We start from the raw sequence: 14,724 nt of genomic DNA on the forward strand, positions 1-14,724 counted from the left end.
GGGAATGAAGTGGAGTGTCGTGCTTTTCACCGAGCAGGCCTGAGCCATTCACGAACCGGGTATTTATCCGACGGTTAAAATTACCGGCAACAACGTTACACGGATCGATCGGAAACAAACCTTTTCTTTCCACCGGATCGCATGTTCCATCACAGGGGTCCGCGCTTTCCACAGACGACCTACAATTTCATTGAATACTGTTTATTTATACAGTATTTTAGCATGATGAAAACATCCCTTTTGATACCAACCACCACTGACCGCCGCATACCCCTGTTTGGCTCAACGGTAAGAACGGGCTTTCCAAGCCCGGCAGACGATTTTGTCGAGAGACCGCTGGATATTCACGACTATCTGGTGAAACATCCTGCTGCCACGTTCTTTGCCCGTGCTGAAGGCGATTCAATGACCGGCTTCGGTATTTTCAGCGGCGACCTGCTGGTGGTGGATCGCGCCCTGCAACCCCAGCATGGCGATGTGGTGATTGCCGCCATCGACGGTGAACTGACCTGCAAGGTACTGGATCTCAACGAGCGGTTACTGCGCGCCGGGAACCTGCGCTATCCCCCTATTGAGCTGCACGACAATGCCGAATTGATCATTGAGGGAGTCGTCGTTCATTCCGTGCGCCATCACCGATGTTTGCGCTAGTTGACTGCAACAGCTGCTACGCCAGTTGTGAACAGATTTTTCGACCGGACCTGCGCAACAAGCCAGTGGTGGTATTGAGCAATAACGACGGCTGTGTGATTGCCCGCTCAAAGGAGGCCAAGGCGCTCGGCATTCCCGACCTGCAAGCCTATTTCAAAATCCGGCCGTTGCTGGAGCGGCACAGGGTCAGTGTTTTTTCCGGTAATTTCCGGCTCTATGGCGATATATCCCGCCGGGTGATGGACAGCCTGCGCCACTTCAGCCCGAATATCGAAATTTACAGTATCGATGAAATGTTTCTGGACCTGGTAGGCATGGATCTACCGTTGCAACAGTATGGCCTGACCATCAAACAGGCCATCTGGCAACAGATACGCATGCCAGTGAGTGTCGGCCTGGCACCCAGTAAAACGCTGGCGAAACTGGCCAACTACGGCGCAAAAAACATTCCGAGTTGCGAAGGGGTCTGTCTGCTGGACAGCCCCCACAAGTGGCAGTGGTTATTGGGCCGGATGCCGGCCACCAAGGTATGGGGTATCGGCCCACGGCTCGGTCAGAAACTGGCAGGAATGGGCATCCGCAGCGCCCGGGAACTGGCCGACAGCAATCCGAAAATGATTCGTCAACGCTTCAATGTCTGCGTGGAACGCACCGTGGCGGAGCTAAACGGCACTTCCTGTATGGCACTGGAAGAGGTGCCACCCGACAAAAAACAGATTTACTGCACGCGGTCTTTCGGTCAAAAACCCACCACCATGGAACCCCTGCTGAAGGCGGTCAGCCTCTATGCCAGCAACGCGGCGCAAAAACTGCGCGGGCAGCAGCATCTGGTCCGGACCATCCAGGTGTTTATCCATACATCGCCCCACCAGCCTGACTACTACAGCAATAGCGCAGTGGTACAACTGCCCTTTGACACCGACGACAGCCGGCTGATCGCCGCCCATTCCAGACAGGCAGTGCGGGCCATCTACCGGCCGGGGCATGCCTATCTGAAAGCCGGAGTCGGCCTGATTGAGCTGATTTCACGCCGGCATCATCAGGCCGACATTTTTCAGAATCATCAAAGTGTCCACACAGATACGCTGATGCAGACACTGGATGCCATCAACCGGCGCTATGGCCGCGGTGCCGCCTTTCTGGCCAGCGCAGGGCGTGGCCAGGGCTGGCCGATGCGCCAGCAGTATTGCTCACCCGCCTACACTACCCGCTGGCATGATCTGCCCGTTATCCGGACTTGATGCCATTAACGACGTTCAAGCTCAGGCGACCTGGCCCATTTTCCAGGAACCGCGACCCCGATCCGTTTCGCGCCACAACTGGTCACTGAGGGATGCCACCGTCTCGACACAGCCACCATAAATCCAGCGCGCCAGCGCTGTGGCGACATCGGGGTAACTGATGCGGGGCGCCACCGGCTCGCAATCAAACCAGAACGCCAGGGCGGCGCGATTAATGCGGTCCTCGATGGCAGCGTAACCGAGCTGCTCCAGGGCGGCAGCATTGGCCAGTTGTTCTATCTGCCCACGAAGCGGCTTGGCCATAATCCGCTTGCCAAGCTGCAGAGCTTCACTGATCAATTCAAATCCCGCATTACAGATCACCCAGTGGCTGTCGATCAGATCCTGCTGGAAACCGTCCCGACTCAGCGGACGAGTATGCAAATGACCATCGTCATGCCAACGTTGACCCGGGGCGTAAATGTAAAACTCATAGTGGGGAAACTGGCGAAACAGTGGCAATAGTGCATCCTGATCTTCAAACGGCAGGTAGACCAGCACCCGCCTTTCCGTGTCTCCCCGGGAGGCAAGGCCGTGCGCAAGATCCACAATCGGCGGTAATATCGGCTGATCAAAATGGTGCCAGTGCAGGCCCACAGGAATGGTGACTGGCGCAAACCGTTGCAGGATCGTACGACTCAACAGATTTCCGCCACGCAGAGGAACCGGAAAAGAGAACGCGTATTGGTGACCAATACCGACACAGGGGATACCCTGGCGACGCGCCGCTCTGGCAGTGACTGGCTCGTAGTCACTGATCACCAGATCGTAGCCTGCCAGGTCCAGCGCCCTGATATCCCGGTGTAACGTCAGCAGACTGGCATGCTGCAAAGTCTTCAGCGGTTGCAGTTGTCCGGCACTGGTATGGAAGGTCAGTCCACGGCGACACTGGAAATCATCAAACGGCGCCATATCAAAGTACGCATCCCGCGGCCTGCCGGAAAACAACCAGTCCACCTGGACATCCGGATAATGATCAAGCGCTCTGGCCATCGCCCGGGCGCGGGAAAGATGCCCATTACCCGTGCCCTGCACACCGTAGAAAATTCTCATAACAAACTGCCTGTTAATTGCAGGGCAACCCAGGCAAGGCTGCCACCAAGCAGGGCGCCAGCCAGTGTATCCAGCGGAAAATGAACGCCCAGTATCACTCGGGACAAGGCCACCAACGACGCCCAGCCATAGAGGTAGCCCGCGATGCCAACAGGTGGCAGAAGTATTGTCAGTGCTGTAGCGACCAGAAACGCACCTGAGGTATGCCCGGAGGGGAAACTGAATTCATCCGATGCCGTAATCACACTTTGGTAACCGGGAATGGCCCGGGGCGGCCGGTTGCGCCTGAAGCTGTTTTTCAGCACGTAATAGCTGACCCGCTCAATGGCAAAGCCGACTGTCAGCACAATCAGTAACTGTACCGCCAGGGAGACCGAGAACAGTGCCGCCAGTGCGGGGGCTGCAGGATAGAGCCAGCCATCGGCACTGCAAGAGACCAGACGGGCAAACCTTCGAATGCCCTTGCGGGTATTCCACTGCACAATACGCAAAAAGGTGGCAACATCGAGCAAGTGGAGTGTTTGTAGCGCTTTTGGTGTTGTCATAAATCACACATTAGGCAGCACTTGTGACAACCACATGAACGAAATATGACCATCCTGTGAAACAGATTACCTGTCACAACTTTGCAGCTGGTAAAGTGTCAAAGTAAAACGCAGAGGACGATTTGAGGGTTGAAATGCGGATTACAGGTACCGGACAGGCGGCGCTGATAATACTGGCAATGCTTGCCTGCCAGGCGCAGGGCCAGCAGATTGTCTACAAATCCGTGGACATCAATGGCAATGTGGTTTACAGCGATGCACCGCTGGAAAACGCCGTACTGGTGGAGACCATTACCCTGCCGGACGCTGCCGGGAAAGACGGTGTTCAAAATGACGCGGACGCCCGTATCGAACAGATGGCCAACACCACGGAACGCCTGCAACAGGATCGGGAAAAAAGAACCCAGGCCCGCAGGGAGGCTGAAGAGGCCCTGATTCCCGAACAATTGACCACACCACCGGTAATCTACCGGGAAGAGCACTACTACAACAATTATTACCCCCATTACAATCGCCACCCCTACCGTCCATTCTGGCAAAAACCCCGGCGGTATCCCCCACGCTATCGCAGTGGTGAGCGTTACAATAACGACACCCTGCTGGTGCCAAAATCAAAACTGCTGACACCCTCCCCACATCAATGAGAAAATCCCGGGCCGGTTCTGATTGCACCGGAATGCACTCAGGATCATCGCCACTTGCCGGAACCTAGCAAACCATGACAGAAACCACCAGACTGCCACTTTTTCCGCTGACGCAGCCGCTTTTTCCGGGCACGACGCTCAATCTGCAGATTTTTGAGCAGCGCTATCTGCGGATGATCACCGAGTGTTTTAAAAAAGAGCAGCCCTTCGGGATCGTACCCATACTGGAGGGGTCAGAAGTGGGCGCAGTGCCCAGAGTCTATCCTTGGGGGGTCATTGCCGAGATTATCGATTGGAGCCAACTTGAAAACGGCCTGCTGGGTATCATGATACGCGGTAATCAACGGTTTCAGTTACTCAATAGCGAGGCGGAACAGGATGGTCTGGTCACCGGTATTGTCCGGTTCTGTCCCCCTGATGAGCCACTTGAACTGGACGATTCAACGGCGGATCTGCTCGATCTACTGATGGCGCTGGCCGAAGGTGACCCGATTGCCCAACAAGCATCAGCCGCTCCCCAGGATGGCAATGCACTGGGCTGGGAACTGGCCCGCCTGCTGCCCATAGAACCGGAGCTGCGAATCAGTCTGCTGGAGCTGAATGATCCGGGAGAACGCCTGCAACAAATTCGCAACTGGCTAATCACAATGAGCCAGAGCTAACCGCCCAACTAATCAGCCACACTGGCCCGCAATCGGCTGGCAAGGGCTGGCAATAATGCGTCACAGGGCAAGGACAGCTTCAGGGCCACCAGCCCATCCGCACGGGTTTTCCCCTGATTGATCACCGCAATCGGTTTGCCCTGCGCCGCGGCCCAGCGACAAAAACGGAACCCGGAATAAACCATCAGGGAGGAACCCACCACCAACAGGGCCTCGGCACGCTGAAGTTCTGCAGCCGCGTCTGCAACCACCTGCTGCGGCACCGTACCACCGAAAAATACCGCATCCGGCTTGAGCGTGCCCCCGCAAAATTGGCATTCGCACACCTGTAGCGCTGAATAATCCAGATCGTCCAGCTCCGCGTCACCATCCGGACCGACCTCTCCCACCTGTTGCGCAAAAAGTCCGTTGTGCTGCTCCAGCCAACGCTGAATATCCTCCCGATGGAATAACGCATCACAGCCCAGGCAACGCACGCGATCGATGCGACCATGAAGGTCTATCACGCGACGACTCCCCGCCCGCTGGTGCAGCCCATCCACATTCTGGGTCACCACTGAACGAATCATACCCAGCGCCTCCAGCCCAGCCAGGGCGAAGTGTGAAGGGCTGGGGCGGGCATCACGCATAAAGCGCCAGCCCACCATATTGCGGGCCCAGAAGCGCTGTCGGGTACCGTAGTTATTGAGAAAATCCCCATGCTGTACCGGTGGCCTGCGCTGCCATTGACCCTCACTGTTCCGGTAAGTCGGTACGCCCGATGAGGCACTGATACCGGCACCACTCAATACCAGCAAGTCCGGGTAACGGTGTACAAAATCAGCCAGCAGCTGCAGAGGTTCATTGTCCATCATGGTGTCTGATTGTGCCCCGGTTTTACGATTGTCGCCAATCGTCGTCTATTGCACCTGTCGAATAAAAAATTATCTCTGGATCACCAGGACTTATCTGTCTTGCGACGATATAATGCGCGGTCCTGAAATCACCGCACTGAATGACATGGATCTCAAAGCATACATGCAACAACTTGGACAGCAGGCCAGGACCGCATCCCGGGTCATTGCCACCGCCTCCACCGAGACAAAAAATGCTGCACTGCTGGCCATTGCCGAAGCGCTTGACAGCAACCGGGCCAGCGTCCTGAGCGCCAATGCGCTCGATATGCAAAATGGCCGCGACAGTGGCCTGGATGCCGCACTGCTGGATCGGCTCGAGCTGAATGAGGCCCGCGTGGATGCCATGATCGAGGGCCTTCGTCAGGTCGCCGAACTGCCCGACCCTATCGGGGTTATCAGCGACAGAAAAACTCGCCCGAGCGGTATTGAAGTGGCGAAAATGCGCGTCCCCCTCGGCGTTGTAGGCATCATTTATGAGTCGCGCCCCAATGTCACTGTGGATGCCGCCAGCCTCTGCCTGAAGTCTGGCAATGCCACTATCCTCCGTGGCGGTAGTGAGGCCATTGAATCCAACCGGGCCATTGCCGACTGTATCCGGAAGGGACTCGCCAGCAACGGACTTCCGGAAACCATCGTCCAGGTGATCGAGATCACCGACCGGGCCGCAGTGGGTGAGCTGATCACCATGACCGACTATGTGGACGTGATTATCCCCCGCGGTGGCAAGGGCCTGATTGAACGGATCAGCCGTGAAGCACGGGTGCCTGTGATCAAGCATCTGGATGGCATTTGCCATGTCTATATCGACGATAAAGCCGATCTGGAGATGGCGTTCAACATTGCCATGAATGCCAAAACCCACCGCTACGGTGTCTGTAACGCCATGGAAACTTTGCTGGTGGCAAAGGCCGTGGCCGCCAAGATTCTGCCCAGACTGGCAGAGGCCTATCGGGCCAAGGGCGTGGAACTGCGCGGCTGCGAACAGACCTGTGCCATTATCGACTGCCCGCCTGCCACTGAAGAGGATTGGCACACGGAATATCTTGCACCAATTTTGTCCATCAAAGTGGTCGCAGACATGGATGAAGCAATGGCACATATCGCCCGTTATGGCTCCCACCACACCGAGTCCATCGTAACGACCGACGACACCCGCAGCCGCCGCTTCCTGGCGGAAGTGGATTCCAGCTCTGTCATGGTCAATGCCTCCACACGCTTTGCCGACGGTTTTGAATACGGGCTGGGTGCGGAAATCGGTATTTCCACAGACAAGATTCATGCACGCGGCCCGGTGGGCCTCGAAGGGCTCACATCACAGAAATGGATTGTGTTCGGCCACGGCGAAATTCGCCAATAGGAGCACTGCCGCGATATGCCCCAATCTTCTCAACTGCACGGTATTGGTCTGTTTGGCGGCACCTTTGATCCGGTACATATCGGTCATCTCCGCACCGCGCTGGAACTGAAAAATGCCCTGGCACTTGCCGAGATGAGGCTGATGCCAAGTGCCCACCCCCCCCATCGCGCACCACCTCGGGCTTCGCCCAAGCAGAGAATGGCCATGCTGCAACTGGGCCTGGCCGGCGAACCGGGCCTGGTGGCCGACGACCGCGAACTGCGCCGGGATGGCCCCTCGTATACTGTGGACAGCCTGATCGAGCTGCGCCGCGAAATCGGACCGGAAGTACCGCTGTGTCTGTGTATCGGCATGGATGCGCTGCTGACCATCAATCAGTGGCACCGCTGGCGGGAGCTGACCGACTTCGCCCATCTGGTGGTGGCCGTCAGGCTTGGCTGGCATCTGCCTGACTCGGGTGAAGTCCGGGATTTTGTCGATGGACACCGCATCCGCCAAACCGGGGAACTGCAGACAACAGCGGCCGGCGGCCTGCTGATTCGGGAAATGACCCTGCTACCCATTTCCGCCACCGGGATCCGCCAGGCACTGCAGCGGGGTGAATCCATCCGCTATCTGGTACCAGACAGCATTATTGATTACATTAACCAAAACCAGCTGTATTAACCAACAAGGTATTCAATGAGCAAAAAATTGATCGACATCGTGGTCAACGCCCTCGAAGATATCAAGGGCAAAGACATCGTTACTATGGACGTCAGCGATCTGACCGATGTCATGGATCAGATTGTGGTCGCCAGCGGCACCTCCAGCCGCCAGGTCAAATCCCTTGCGGATAACGTCGTGGAAGACGCAAAAAAGGCGGGCTTTCAGCCGATCGGTGTCGAAGGAATGGACACCTCTGAATGGGTGCTGGTGGATTTTGGCGATATCGTGGTACACGTCATGCTCCCCGAGACCCGTCTGTTTTACGAGCTGGAAAAACTCTGGTCGGTTCGCCCAGGTAGCCCAAGAGTCAGCGGCGAGGAATAAAGTCCGGTGCGACTGAGGATCCTTGCCATCGGCACAAAGATGCCCGACTGGGTGGAAGCCGGCTGCAATGAATACCTCAAACGCCTGCCCCCGGAACTGCGAATCGAGGTGGTCGAATTGCCCCTTGGCAAGCGGGGCAAAGGGGCCGACATCCAGCGCGCAATCCTGCGGGAAGGCGAAGCGATGCTGAAAGCTATCGGCGAGCGGGACCAGGTCATCGCACTGGAAGTTCAGGGCAAACCCTGGAACACGGGGGATCTGGCTGTCAATTTGCAACGCTGGCAGGGTTCCGGCGACAACGTCAGCCTGCTGGTCGGTGGTCCCGACGGCTTGGCACCGACGTGTCTGGCAAGGGCAGGTAGCCGCTGGTCACTTTCCCCTCTGACTCTGCCCCACCCCCTGGTGCGTGTGTTACTGGCGGAACAGCTCTACCGCGCCTGGAGCATCAATGCCGGACATCCCTACCACCGTTAATCAGCATCGCTGACTGACTCCGCCGGCACCCTGCAGAACCGGTCACGTGCAACCGGGTTTTCTGTCAGGCAGATTGGTTCACGAAGGCGATGCCCCGGCCTGCTGAACCAGTACCAGCAGAATCTGCGCCAGGGCTGAGCGTGTCATCTCCAGTGGCATGAACGGGGTTTCCGGCCACTGACGTCGAACCTGTATCGGCAGTGGCGGAATGTGAACAAAGCCACAGGCAAGGCCGGAACCATTTTGCTGTGCCCAGTGTAGCGTCTGGTAGAGCAACTGATTACACAGATGGTTACCCGCATGGTTTGATAGCGCCGCCGGAATTCCCTGTCGATTGAGCCGTTCTATCATCGCTTCCTGTCCCGGCAGGGTACTCCAGTAAGCTGCTGGGCCATCGGATTCAATCCTTTCCCCACGTGGCTGACAGCCCTCAATATCCGGGGAATCAAAATCTCTCAAATTGGTGGCCATTCGTTCCAGATTAACTTTATTGCGGCCCCGTGCCTGACCAGTAAACACACAGAACTTCGGCTGACAGGCGGCTATTTCGGCCAACACTGCCTGGCGCAGACCAGCGATACTCAGGGGCAGAACGGCAAAATGAAGCCGCGAGCGAAGAGGTAACAACTGCTGCGGCAGGTCATCCCGCAAAGAGAACACCAGTGCCGCCGAGGCATTGACTTTATCGTGACCGGCATCGAAACCCGTGATCAGTATCGACATGACAATAAACCTGCAAGTCCGCTCTGCGACGCGGGGTTACTGTTGCTCGTCGGGGATAAACAGGAGCGCATCGGAGTTGATGCAATAGCGCAACCCGGTGGGTTTCGGGCCATCCTGAAACACATGCCCAAGGTGTTCACCACAGGCGGACAGCACTTCAACGCGCTTGCCCATCCATGACCAGTCATCCTCGAGCACAATATTGTCCAGCTTGTGTGATTTCCAGAAACTGGGCCAGCCAGTCTGGGAGTCGTACTTGTGATCGGAGCGGAAAACAGGGATGCGACAACCCGCCGTCACATAGGTACCCTTTTGTTTGTTCTCCAGTAAAGCACCGGTATAAGGGCGCTCGGTACCTTTCTTCCAGAGAATCCTGTACTGCGCCGGCGTCAGTATTTTTTGCCAGACTGCCTTGGGGATGGTGTCCATATCTCGCCCCTCCTGAATCAACTGACGGGCTTGTTCAACACTCATTTCCGCGGCGGAAACCGTCAGGGGGAGAGCGATCAAAATTGCCATCAGTGCGCTTAAACCCATATTTTTCATGATACAGCCTGTGGTTTTTAGGATGAAGTTTTGACCACATCGAAGCGCCGGTGTTCATGAAGCGGCATGTTTTTTCGCAACTTGTTCAGATAAGCCAGATCTACATCTGCCACAACCACCCCCGGCCCTGTATCCAGTTCCGCCAAGACCTGCCCCCAGGGATCCACCAGAGCGGAGCCACCCCAGGTCGGCCGCTTCTCATGAAACCGGTCTCCCAGATTGGCACCGACCACATAGCAGAGATTCTCCACCGCCCTGGCGCGCAACAGTAACTGCCAGTGCGCCTCTCCCGTCGCCGCTGTGAACGCCGAGGGAACCAACAGAATGTCCGCTCCCCGGGCCGACAGATAACAGTACAATTCCGGGAAACGGAGATCGTAGCAGACCGTCAATCCCAGTTTGCCGAAGGGACTGTCCACCACCACCGGCTCGCTGCCATGACGGTAGTCGTCGGACTCGCAGTAACGTCCCTGACTATCGCCCACCTGCACATCGAACAGATGAATCTTCTGATAACTGGCCACTTCACTGCCATGAGCATCCACCACAAAACACATGGCCGCCGCACGCTGATCGGCTGACTGGGCAACCGGAATGGTTCCGCCAACAATCCAGACCTGATGGCGTTTTGCCTGTTCCGCAAGAAACTGTCTGGCCGGGCCACTGGCATCCTGCTCATCACGGGCAATCGCCGGCAGATCCCGACACCCCTGATAGGCAAAATATTCCGGTAGCACCAACAGCTTTGCCCCCTGTTCGGCAGCCTGCTCTATCAGGCTCGCCGCCTGCTGCAAATTACCCTGCAAACTGCCCTGATTGGTCATCTGAATGGCGGCAACACGACTCATTTTGCGCCCCCCTTGTCACTGAATATTTTTTGCACCTTGACCGAAGGATCATCCCACGGCCCAGTAATTCGATAGCTGATACTGGACAGCTTGTCCACCTGCTTTTCAAATAACTTGCTGGTGATATAAACCCCGGCTGCGGCCGGCAATCCACCAATCAATGCCGCCACCCAGGGCAGGTTGGTACCCACCGGTAATGTGGTGACCAACGACGCATCAATTTGCTCGGCAATCAGATCGGCACTACCGGCCATCTTGATCCGACCGGAGGGCATTTTGACCAGCAGCGGCGGATCAAACTGCATGGTGCCCGCGTTAAAGACCAGGCCACCCTGCAGCTCATCAAAACTCATGCCTTTTTCAAACAAATCCGAAAAATCCAGCTGCAGACGACGCAACCAGTTGTTGAAATTGAACAACCCCACCAACCGGATTAGCGCATTCGCTGTGCCAGAGGGCGATTTGTAAAAACGACCGCTCTCCAGTTGCAGCGACATGGCACCGGTCATCGTGGAGGGCGATATTTCCCAGGGTTGACCGAGCCAGCTCAGATCGGCAAAGAAGCGTCCAGCCTCGCTGTCCAGCGCCGGGGGGATACCCCAATTCTCCATGACCTGGCCCACATCGCCCACACTGAACAGTCCGTCAAACTGAGTGGCGTAGATGCCATTTTTCAATGTCCAGAGTACCGAGGTATCGTAATCCCTGCCCCCCAGCTGCAGACCCAGCAGATTGGCATCGAGCGAGGAAATCAGCACCCCATCTGGCTGCGGCTCCGTCCTGAAGCTGACCCGCCCGAAGGTCCGCTCCCCCATGGCAAATTTTTTGATGGATAACTGCATCAACGGGAACAGCGCCGGATCCAGGCTACTGCCTCCATTCCCTTCCTGTTCGGATACGGGGCCCGGGGCCGGCAAGGTGAGCCATTCCAGATCCAGCAGGATCGGTGACGACGGGGCACCGGGAATCAGCGCCTGACCGGCAGCCTGTTTGCTATCAAGCACCACCTGCCAATCACCCTTGTGAAACCGGCCACTTCCCACCGCAAGATCCACCGTCAGCCCGGCCACCTCCAGTTCTTCAACGCGTGCATCAAACATCATCGTCAAGGCTGTCGGAGCACTGACGTTATTACTGGTGAGTTCGTTGAAATAGGGCTGCCACTCGGTCAGGGAAAAACGGTCCAGCTTGCCGGTAATACGGAACTGGCCGGGGCCGGGCAACTCTGCCTCATCGTCGTGAATGGCCAACAGGCCCCGCGACAGCACGCCATTCTTTTGCTGCAGATGGGCGCGGAGCCCACCATCAGCGACAATGCGAATATCCAGTTCGTTTTCCAGCGTGACATCCACCTGAATATTTTTTACAGATGCCTGAGTTTTACCGGCAGGGGCCGGCAAATCGATCGCGACGCCTTCCAACCGACTGTTGACCTGCAACCTGATGGAACTTCCGTCGTCCTCAATGGGCAACCGGATTTTCGCCTCAACTGGCGTCTTCCCCTGTAAAATCCGCGTCGATGACAGATTGATAAACCGGGCCAGCGCCGGCATGGCAAGCAGCCCCTCTACATCCAGAAGCAGGTCATCTTCACCGGTGGAAAGATTCGCAACCACCGATTCACCCCAGAATTTACCCGTCAGCCCTTCGCCATATAAGCCACTGCCATCACGATAGGCGAGCGTGCCTTGCAGTTGCTCAAAAGCAATGTCGCTGTCCGGCAGTGCCAAACCACTGTTCTGCAAGGTAGCATCAACGGTATAGGACCCCTCGGCGTTGTTGCCTGCAAGAGGGATCGTCAGGTCAATTGCCACCTCACTCTGACCGGAAATTTCCCAACCGGCCAGACCATCCACCCGACCCCGCAACGGCGACTGGGCCAGCACTGCTACGGCATCGCCGGTTGTCCCGCTGATATCGGCCTTGATCTGCAGTTGCTGCCCCTGGGCGAATGGTATTGGTCGCAACTGCACGACACCGCGCCGGATGGTCATTTTGCCGATATCAGCTGACAGAATCTCCGCATCCAGATCGCCGTCATCCAGAGTGATCACCGAATCCAACTGCTCCAGCGGCAACCAGTCGGGCTGGAACTGCAGCTTGCCGTTTTCAGTCTTCAGGTACAGCTGGATGGAACGTGTGCCTGGCCCACCATTCTCCAGTGGGCCTCGCCAGAGAAACCCGGCCTCCGTGAGAGCCATGTCCCCGACGGATTCATCAATCCACTTCAGCAGGCCGGGATCAAGATTGTCCGGTAGATAGCGCGGCATATAGCGGGTGTGGCTGTCCCGAATGCCGAGCAACAGTGTCATTTCCGCTTTTTCACCCGGCTTGCCGATGGGGATATCAAGGTACAGGTGCGCCCTGCCGATGCCCTCTTCACCCCCCATTTCCAGTGTGCCACTGGCAATTTTCAGATCCCGGTTCACCGCATCCCAGCGCCAGTGCAACTGGCCCCGGAAACTACTGTGCTCCATGTAATCATCAAAGACCTGCGGGTAGTGCATGGCAAAACCGTTCTGGCTATCCAGTTCAAGCAGGCCGCTGTCATTGGTCGCCTCCAGATATCCATTGATCTGACGAGTGGCCGGCGCGCCCCGCCAGGACGAAATGGCGACGTCGTCAAGATTGGTACGCAACTTCATCTTTGTCTGATCATCGTCAATCAACAGATCCAGATGTGCATTTCGAAGTAACCCGGCAGGTTGCAACTTACCTAGCACCTCAAGCACAGAAGTTGATGCCAGACCGGTTTTTGCCAGTATGTCATCCACCAGAGATAAATTGATCTGACTCACCGCCATTGATCCCTCGCCCCAACCAGCACCTACCTTTTGCAGGTAATTGATGGTCAGTGGCTCAATCGCGAGCTCACCCCACTGAAAATCGAGCTCCTGCAGACGCAACCCCCAGTTTTCGCCGGGCTTGAACCAGCCTGTCAAATCTGTACTGAAACGAGTCAGTGGCTCGACATCTTCCACCCAGTTCAAGGGTATTTCCGCGGCGGAAAGACGACCCTCCAGCATAGCCGGGCCACCATCCTGCATGTCGATCCATATCTCGCCCTCGATATCTGTACTGATATCACCGACACGATCTACCGCTTCCGGGAACCACCCCTTTGCTAGGGCGCTCAGGGAACCACTGAAGTCGATACGGTTGATTTTCAGGTAGGCCGACGCACTAAAATCCGCTATGTCCCGGTGGTCGCCCCGGGCCTCCACAATCAACTCCGCCACCGGGTCATGCCCCGCCAAACTCAATCCGGCCAACAGGCGGTGGAAGTCGCCGCTACTCTCCAGAAGAATATCCCGTGCTTCGATCCCGGCCTCGGTTCCGGAGTAAAACTTCAGGTTGGCTGACACCTTGCCAATGCCAGACATGTCACTGTCCAAGAGCATATCCAGCAGTCCGGTGCTATCCGTCCTCTGGCGATCTTCATAGGGCAGACCCGCAACCCGCCAGTGGCCGTCGGCATCCTCTACCAGCGTCAATGCCACTTCACCAATCCAAAGCTCACTTAACACCAGCTGGCGGGCCAAAAGTGTCTTGAGAAGGCTGACCTCCAGGGTTATCCGGTCGATAGATACTGCCGGTTGTTGTCCGCCATCCCCGGACACTTTCAGGCCGAGCGCGGTGATACGGGGCTTCAGCTGTTGCCAGTCACCCAGCAACTGCCGGGTTTCAACCTGCATGGCGAGTTGTTCAGAGAGAAAAAAGTTGATTTGTGTGCGGTAATTATCGAGGTTAACAATGGCCTCGCGACCGAGGGATACCAGCAATGCAATTAAGATCACCGACAGGGCCGCCAGTAACAGCAACCGTCTGACAATCGATTTCAGCATTTGCGCTGCTTTCAAAACCCGCTCCTGACAAGGACGCTCATTCAATCACTGTACAAGCTCAGCCCGCTGGACTAACGACGGCGCACTGCAGGCCGTGTGATGTGCCGTATTCACCGCACACTCGACGATTGGCGACGGGACTCCGGCAGCCATAATACGCGAGCGATC

At 56.7% G+C, this 14,724-nt stretch carries 15 protein-coding genes; 8 read left to right on the top strand and 7 right to left on the bottom strand.

Annotated features, from left to right (window positions below; all coding sequences use genetic code 11):
• Window positions 1-222: 222 nt before the first annotated feature.
• A complete protein-coding gene (locus U740_RS00915) occupies window positions 223-651 on the top strand; it encodes a LexA family protein (protein ID WP_200877012.1) in 429 nt (142 codons plus the stop codon).
• Window positions 639-1,892, top strand: a complete 1,254-nt coding sequence (locus U740_RS00920) for a Y-family DNA polymerase (RefSeq protein WP_036858490.1) — start codon at window positions 639-641, stop codon at window positions 1,890-1,892. Before U740_RS00915 ends, U740_RS00920 begins: the two co-directional genes overlap by 13 nt.
• 21 nt (window positions 1,893-1,913) lie before the next feature.
• Here the strand turns inward: U740_RS00920 and U740_RS00925 are convergent, their stop codons facing one another.
• Window positions 1,914-2,984 (bottom strand): MJ1255/VC2487 family glycosyltransferase, encoded by a 1,071-nt coding sequence (locus tag U740_RS00925; protein ID WP_036858491.1) that lies wholly within the window; start codon window positions 2,982-2,984, stop codon window positions 1,914-1,916.
• Window positions 2,981-3,529, bottom strand: coding sequence for a phosphatase PAP2 family protein (locus U740_RS00930; protein ID WP_036858492.1), 549 nt, complete (start codon window positions 3,527-3,529; stop codon window positions 2,981-2,983). The genes U740_RS00925 and U740_RS00930 overlap by 4 nt, the downstream gene beginning before the upstream one ends.
• Window positions 3,530-3,663: 134 nt before the next feature.
• Here U740_RS00930 and U740_RS00935 point away from each other — a divergent pair, with 134 nt between their 5' ends.
• Both U740_RS00935 and U740_RS00940 read left to right on the top strand, forming a co-directional pair.
• On the top strand, window positions 3,664-4,173 hold the full coding sequence (locus U740_RS00935; protein ID WP_036858493.1) for a DUF4124 domain-containing protein: 510 nt from the start codon (window positions 3,664-3,666) through the stop codon (window positions 4,171-4,173).
• A 74-nt stretch (window positions 4,174-4,247) separates the two neighbouring features.
• Window positions 4,248-4,835, top strand: coding sequence for an LON peptidase substrate-binding domain-containing protein (locus U740_RS00940; RefSeq protein ID WP_036858494.1), 588 nt, complete (start codon window positions 4,248-4,250; stop codon window positions 4,833-4,835).
• An 8-nt stretch (window positions 4,836-4,843) separates the two neighbouring features.
• Here the strand turns inward: U740_RS00940 and U740_RS00945 are convergent, their stop codons facing one another.
• On the bottom strand, window positions 4,844-5,689 hold the full coding sequence (locus U740_RS00945) for an NAD-dependent protein deacetylase (protein WP_235189794.1): 846 nt from the start codon (window positions 5,687-5,689) through the stop codon (window positions 4,844-4,846).
• A 145-nt stretch (window positions 5,690-5,834) separates the two neighbouring features.
• On the opposite strand from U740_RS00945, the gene U740_RS00950 reads away from it, so the two are divergent.
• The 4 genes from U740_RS00950 to rlmH are packed head-to-tail and all read left to right on the top strand — an operon-like array spanning window position 5,835 to window position 8,594.
• Window positions 5,835-7,088, top strand: coding sequence for a glutamate-5-semialdehyde dehydrogenase (locus U740_RS00950; RefSeq protein WP_036860956.1), 1,254 nt, complete (start codon window positions 5,835-5,837; stop codon window positions 7,086-7,088).
• Between the two features lie 15 nt (window positions 7,089-7,103).
• Window positions 7,104-7,754 carry a nicotinate-nucleotide adenylyltransferase gene (gene nadD, locus U740_RS00955; RefSeq protein WP_036858495.1) on the top strand — a complete coding sequence of 217 codons (651 nt, stop codon included), beginning with the start codon at window positions 7,104-7,106 and terminating at the stop codon, window positions 7,752-7,754.
• A 15-nt stretch (window positions 7,755-7,769) separates the two neighbouring features.
• Entirely contained in the window at window positions 7,770-8,120 is a 351-nt protein-coding gene (gene rsfS, locus U740_RS00960) for a ribosome silencing factor (RefSeq protein WP_036858496.1), read from the top strand.
• A gap of 6 nt (window positions 8,121-8,126) precedes the next feature.
• Complete coding sequence (gene rlmH, locus U740_RS00965) at window positions 8,127-8,594, top strand: 23S rRNA (pseudouridine(1915)-N(3))-methyltransferase RlmH (protein WP_036858497.1); 468 nt, start codon at window positions 8,127-8,129, stop codon at window positions 8,592-8,594.
• Between the two features lie 78 nt (window positions 8,595-8,672).
• Here rlmH and U740_RS00970 read toward each other — a convergent pair whose 3' ends face one another.
• The 4 genes from U740_RS00970 to U740_RS00985 are packed head-to-tail and all read right to left on the bottom strand — an operon-like array spanning window position 8,673 to window position 14,571.
• A complete protein-coding gene (locus U740_RS00970; RefSeq protein ID WP_051921097.1) occupies window positions 8,673-9,317 on the bottom strand; it encodes a pyroglutamyl-peptidase I in 645 nt (214 codons plus the stop codon).
• A gap of 36 nt (window positions 9,318-9,353) precedes the next feature.
• Window positions 9,354-9,863 carry a peptide-methionine (R)-S-oxide reductase MsrB gene (gene msrB, locus U740_RS00975; RefSeq protein WP_235189795.1) on the bottom strand — a complete coding sequence of 170 codons (510 nt, stop codon included), beginning with the start codon at window positions 9,861-9,863 and terminating at the stop codon, window positions 9,354-9,356.
• Window positions 9,864-9,880: 17 nt separating this feature from the next.
• Entirely contained in the window at window positions 9,881-10,711 is an 831-nt protein-coding gene (locus U740_RS00980) for a carbon-nitrogen hydrolase family protein (protein ID WP_036858498.1), read from the bottom strand.
• Window positions 10,708-14,571 (bottom strand): YhdP family protein, encoded by a 3,864-nt coding sequence (locus tag U740_RS00985; protein WP_152556761.1) that lies wholly within the window; start codon window positions 14,569-14,571, stop codon window positions 10,708-10,710. Before U740_RS00985 ends, U740_RS00980 begins: the two co-directional genes overlap by 4 nt.
• Window positions 14,572-14,724: the final 153 nt, after the last annotated feature.

This window comes from Porticoccus hydrocarbonoclasticus MCTG13d (assembly GCF_000744735.1).
In the GTDB taxonomy this organism is placed as follows: domain Bacteria; phylum Pseudomonadota; class Gammaproteobacteria; order Pseudomonadales; family Porticoccaceae; genus Porticoccus; species Porticoccus hydrocarbonoclasticus.